The organism is Dorea sp. D27, assembly GCF_001185345.1.
Lineage (GTDB): Bacteria > Bacillota > Clostridia > Lachnospirales > Lachnospiraceae > Extibacter.
Genome location: NZ_KQ236744.1, coordinates 484,037 through 489,611, shown reverse-complemented (window position 1 = coordinate 489,611; position 5,575 = coordinate 484,037). Strand labels below are relative to the sequence as shown.

The 5,575-nt window shown below is 51.1% G+C and carries 4 protein-coding genes and 1 pseudogene; 2 read left to right on the top strand and 3 right to left on the bottom strand.

All coding sequences use genetic code 11. The features are described from left to right. Positions 1-724 precede the first annotated feature (724 nt). Positions 725-1,594 carry an Rpn family recombination-promoting nuclease/putative transposase gene (locus HMPREF0980_RS08810; protein WP_049728766.1) on the top strand — a complete coding sequence of 290 codons (870 nt, stop codon included), beginning with the start codon at positions 725-727 and terminating at the stop codon, positions 1,592-1,594. Between the two features lie 256 nt (positions 1,595-1,850). Here the strand turns inward: HMPREF0980_RS08810 and HMPREF0980_RS08805 are convergent, their stop codons facing one another. Further along, a complete protein-coding gene (locus HMPREF0980_RS08805; protein ID WP_049728765.1) occupies positions 1,851-2,732 on the bottom strand; it encodes a PHP domain-containing protein in 882 nt (293 codons plus the stop codon). Continuing rightward, positions 2,725-3,165, bottom strand: a complete 441-nt coding sequence (gene rpiB / locus HMPREF0980_RS08800; protein WP_049728764.1) for a ribose 5-phosphate isomerase B — start codon at positions 3,163-3,165, stop codon at positions 2,725-2,727. The genes HMPREF0980_RS08805 and rpiB overlap by 8 nt, the downstream gene beginning before the upstream one ends. A gap of 92 nt (positions 3,166-3,257) precedes the next feature. Between rpiB and HMPREF0980_RS19920 the strand changes: the two are divergent. Then, positions 3,258-4,056, top strand: a pseudogene (locus HMPREF0980_RS19920) (HAD family hydrolase). A 13-nt stretch (positions 4,057-4,069) separates the two neighbouring features. Here the strand turns inward: HMPREF0980_RS19920 and HMPREF0980_RS08790 are convergent. Continuing rightward, positions 4,070-5,509, bottom strand: a complete 1,440-nt coding sequence (locus HMPREF0980_RS08790) for a sensor domain-containing diguanylate cyclase (RefSeq protein ID WP_049728763.1) — start codon at positions 5,507-5,509, stop codon at positions 4,070-4,072. Between the last annotated feature and the right edge of the window lie 66 nt (positions 5,510-5,575).

The window sequence follows — 5,575 nt, the reverse complement described above, 5'->3', positions numbered from 1 at the left end:
TGCCGGTATATTAATAAAAAAGCTGAGCGAGTGAAAACCTTTGGCAAAATGGAATTATAATTATAATGAGGAAGAGCCGGAATCAGGTACAGGGCTGTTATGTGAGATAACATCCCCTACCTGACTCCGGCTCTTCCTGCAGCAACGGCGTGTACGCCACGCTGCAAACGTTTAACTACGATAATATACAACGTTTTAAACTGTATGTGCTGTATACACTAAGCTTGCTACCATTTTCCATCTAGCTGACGCAGCCAGCGTTCATCCGCTGGCCAGTAACGTCACACGGCCGCTCACGCCCTTGTTAGTAAAGTAGATAGCGGACGGGGAGCCGGGTGGGAGATGCGCAGGTGTAAGCGGGAGAGGCGGAGAATCCTTTCCGTAGCCCTTATCCTGCGGAATGCAAGCCGCTATCGGCGCGCATTCCGGAGGGTTAGGGATACGTGAAATAGTCGGAGCCTCGTACGCATCGAAGCATCTGCCACCCGGCTCCCCACCCGCCGCCTAATTTACTTAAACTCACATTGAACAAAACGGGGATGTGTGATATTATATGAACACAATTCAAACATTCTGATTTTCTAATCTCATCTACGGCAGATCGCCGTACCTATCCGATGTTTGTAACAAATCTTTCATGCAAGGAGGGATGCCTATGGAGGCCGTTCTTTTGTTTTCCGTCTGTTAACCGTGGATAAAGTATGATAAAATGAAGGAGAACCATATGAACAGAAGACAAAAGCTGATACCATTAAACAAACTGAACCTTACGGACCGTTTTCTATTCGAGGAAGTGATGGAGGATCCGCTGGCCCACCAGGAGGCGCTCGGAATCATCTTAGGCAGGGATGTTCCGCTCCTTACGCAGAACGAGGCGGAGAAGGAGCTGCGAATCTCGCCGGAGGCACGCTCCGTCCGCCTGGACATCTTCTCCATGGACGAGGACAGGGCCGTCTATAATACGGAGATGCAGAAGCAGCGCCGGGCGGACCTGTCCAGACGGAGCCGCTATTACCAGTCGCTCGTGGACATCTCCCTGCTTGAGCCCGGGATTCCGGACTACAGCCAGCTGAACGAGTCGTACCTCATCATGATCACGCCCTTCGACCTGTTCGGCCGCGGGAAGTACCGGTACACCTTCCGGGCCGTGTGTGAGGAAGCGCCGGGATGCATCCTCGAAGACGGTGCAACCCGGATTTTCCTGAACACCCGTGGGACGAATGACGATGAGGTCTCACAGGAGCTGGCGGAGTTCCTGCACTACGTGGAGCATACGACGGACGAGGCGGCGGAGCATGCCGGGAGCGAACGCATCCGCCGCATCCACGACCGGGTTCGGAAGGTACGCAGCAGTGAAGAAGTCGGGGTGAAGTATATGCAGGCATGGGAAGAGAAATATTACGAGAAAGAAGAGGCAAGAAAAGAAGGAATACAGGAAGGTTTTCAAGAAGGTTTACAGAAAGGTCTGCAGAAAGGTTTAAAAGACCTAGTCAAAAAGAAGCTCGAAAGAGGGAAGTCTGTTGAAGAAATCGCCGATGCCCTGGAAGAAAATGAGGATATGATCCAGGAACTTATCAAGGAACTGGACGTTTAAGCAACGGGGCGGCGGGCGAGGGCCGCTGTGTTGCGTTACTGGCCAGCGGAAAAGCTGCTGGCTGGCGTATATGGCCGTTGTTAATCATTTGCCGCGAGGGGTGCACGCCGTTGCTGCAGGAAGAGCCGGAGTCAGGCAGGGGATGTTATCTCACATAACAGCCCCATACCTGATTCCGGCTCTTCTTCATTATAATTTCATTCCGCCTTTTTAATAATATACTGACACAGACCAATCCTTGTGACCGCCAGCAGCGTCACACAGCCACCCCCGCCCGTGCCAGTAAAGCAGATAGCCGCTCCATCTGCTCTGGGGTACAGCCACACGCACCGAGGGGATTAGGTCTTTTGGCATATTGTCCATGGAAATCGCTTCCGCCGGTTTCTAGCAGCCGGTATTGCCTGGCCATCTCCCGGAGCCGCACCCTGGCTGATGCGGAATTTCTAGGATGCCATACCTCTACCCCTTGTATGAGCCCTCTGCGAGCAAAATCTTCTGCCAGATCAAATGAATCGAACTGTTCCGGATGTGCAATCACTGCCATTCCGCCCACATCTTTGATGACCCCCGCCACCTTATCCACAGATGGATAGCTGCCTCGTACGTAGCAGCTGCCGCGGGAGGAGATTAGCTCCTCCATCAGCGGCCCGATAGCCGTATTCGTATAGCCAAGGTTGCAAAGCACCTGCATGATATGGCATTCATAGACAGAATCACTTCCCGACGCCATCCCCTCCACTGCTTCTACAGAAAATCCAGGATACAGCCCGCTGATTCTTCCGGCCATCTCGAGCTTCTGCTGCCGACGTCTCACAAGCGTCTCCTCCAGAAAGCTCTGCAGGCCGGCTCTATCTTGCGGGCAATAGCAGAGCATGTGGACATTCCGGCCGGTTCTGCCGTCCCGCGCAGATATCTCTGCCCCACGTATGACCTTGACTCCTCCCGGCCTGTCCAGCTTAAGCGCCTTGTCTGAACCTGCAAGCGTATCGTGGTCAGTAACCGAAATGTATGCAAGGCCGATGCGCTCGGCATAATCCAGTACATATGCCACAGATGCGGAGCCATCGGAGCATACCGTATGCACATGCAAATCACCGGCAATTCTTTCTGCACCGGCACTTGTCATCATGTTATGCATTTTCAATTTCCATTATCATATCGATACGGTCCTGGTGCCTGCCACCCATGAATTCCGCGTTCAGCCACTCTTCAATAATCATCTTCGCAAGCTCGATGCCGATAACACGTGCCCCGAATGCGAGCACATTCGTATTGTTATGCTGTCTGGACAGCTTCGCTGAATATGGTTCCGAGCATACGACCGCCCTTATTCCTTTTACTTTGTTCGCTGCCAGAGAAATGCCGACGCCTGTCCCACAGATAAGGATTCCAAGATCCACCTCTTTTGCGGCGACCGCCTCCGCGACTTTACGTCCATATTCCGGGTAATGGCAGCTTTCTTTTGTATCTGTCCCAAAATTAACTACTTCATACCCCTTTTCTTCCAGAAACTCTACGACTTCTCTCTTCATATCGACCGCAGCATGGTCATTGCCAATTCCAATTTTCATTATTGTTACGTGCTCCTCTCTTCCATTCATTTTCTTTTTATATTATAATGGGTTAGAATTTAATTCGCAATACCCAGAAAAGGAGACAGACTATGATACAATTGATTGCCAGCGACCTGGACGGAACAATCCTGCAGAATGATGCCCAGGCCGTCAGCCCGAGAATGATTGAACTGATCATGGAACTGAAGCGGAAAGGAATCCATTTCGCTGCGGCCAGCGGAAGGCAGTACAGCAACCTGCGCCGTCTTTTTGAACCAATTAAAGATGAAATATCCTATATCGCCGAAAACGGTTCCCTATGCATACACAAAGGCCAGGTTCTCTCACGTGGAATCATCGAGAGAGAGCTTGGCCTTGAAATACTGGATTCTGTAAAGGAATATGGAAAGTGTGACTGTTTCCTGTCCTGTGAATCCGGCGGGTATATGGACTCAGGCAATCGTGAATTTATCCGGCACATGACAGAAGTAGTAAATTTTGATATCCGCCAGGTAGAGAATCTGAAAGACATCCAAGAACCGTTTCTTAAAATAGCCGTGTGCAGTTTTTCCGGGACCCGGGACATGGCCCCCTTTTTTTAAAGACCGGTTCCGCGGCAGAATCAATGTAGTGACATCGGGCAACCTCTGGGTCGACTTTATCGCCCCGGGTGCCAATAAAGGAACCGCCTTGTCCAATCTGCTGGCCCACCTGGATATACCGGCCGAAAACTGTATCGCGTTCGGCGACCAATATAACGATGTTGAGATGCTGCAGCTTGCAGGAGCAAGCTACGCCATGTCAAACGCCGCGCCAGGAATCGCCTACTATTCTACCTATGTCACGGATTCCGTGGAAGAGGTGCTGGAGGACCTGGCAGCGTCTGTTGGCAAGGATACGTGCGGTTAAGAGCTGCCGCCTTTCATTCAGCCGCGTCACCGTAAACCGCATAACGGCATTTCCCTTCTGCCTTCGCCTGGTAGAGCGCTTCATCGGCCCGCTTCATAACTACATCATAATTTTTCTCTCCCGGTTCTACCATGGCGATACCTATGCTCAGGCTCGTTCCGGCTTCATCATAGGCTGCTTTCAGAATCCGGGCCGCCGCATCTCTGGCCGCCTTTACATTATCTACCTGATACATCCAGATAACGAATTCATCCCCGCCAAACCGGACGACGATATCACAGTCCCGCATATTTTGCATAAGTATTTGCCCTACTTTGATGAGAATGCGGTCTCCTTCATCATGTCCGTAAGTATCGTTGACTCCTTTGAAATTATCCACGTCTATAAAAAGGCAGGCACCGTACGACTTATTCTGTTCCGAGTGCATCCCTCGCTCCACGATGCGCTTGCCTGTCACCCGGTTAAAGCAGCCCGTCAGGTAATCTCTCTGCATCTTCTTTACATTCTTCTGCACGTGGCGTATGCCGCTGATACTCGCCAGCAAAATAAGAACCACGCCGATAATTACGGCGGCCAGCATCCAGAGCGAAGTAGTCCTAAGCTCCTTCAGCACCTTTTCCTCGGCGTCCGTCACGACGAGCGAGCATATCGTCCAGCCATTATACTCTGACGGCTGATAATAAAACAGCCGTACCTTGTTATTATTGTAATATGTCATATAGCCGGGTTTTCCGGCAGCGGCACCCTTCTTGAGCTTCTCGACCCCATTTCCGTCCTTGTACCGCATCGTCTCCAGCATATCATATATCGTCGTAAAGTTTTCCATCCCTTTGTAGGACGCGACGATTTTACCTTTCTTGTCGAATACAAGTGTCGCTCCGGCCTTCTCTGCAATCGATGCATTCAGTGCCTGTCCGAGATTCAAGGTCGTATATTCCGCACAGACTGCCCCGCTCACTTTCCCGTCTGTCCAGATAGGTACGGCCATGACGACGGTTTCCTGCCCGTCCCAGCTTCCGGCCAGCACATCGGAGATGACTTCCTTTCCCTGCATGACTTTATTGTAGCAGCTCCGGCCGCTGATGTCTGCCGTCTCGTTATCCCCGAAATATATCGTTCCATGCGTATCCGCGATTCCAAAGCGCATATCATCCGAACTGTACTCCTTGAGAATCACGCGCCAGTTTTCCTCACCTGACCCGACCGGCTCATCGCAGAACGCGGCCACTGTCCGGTACCAGTTCATCCTGCTGCTTATGAACTGACGGAAATACTGTTCCTTATACTCGTTCTCCGCCTTCAGGTTCCTGCGTGCTTCTGACAAAAGCTTCTCATTCATATCCATATAGTAACAGACGACCGCCGCAATCATTGCTGCCAGCAATACAACGATAGCCACTACATACTTCAGATAAGACAGATTTCCCTCTTTCTCTCTTTCAGACCTTCCCATCGTACATACCCAACCTTTTATTCGTTGACTCTATTGTACTATGAACCGGAAGATTATGGAACTACG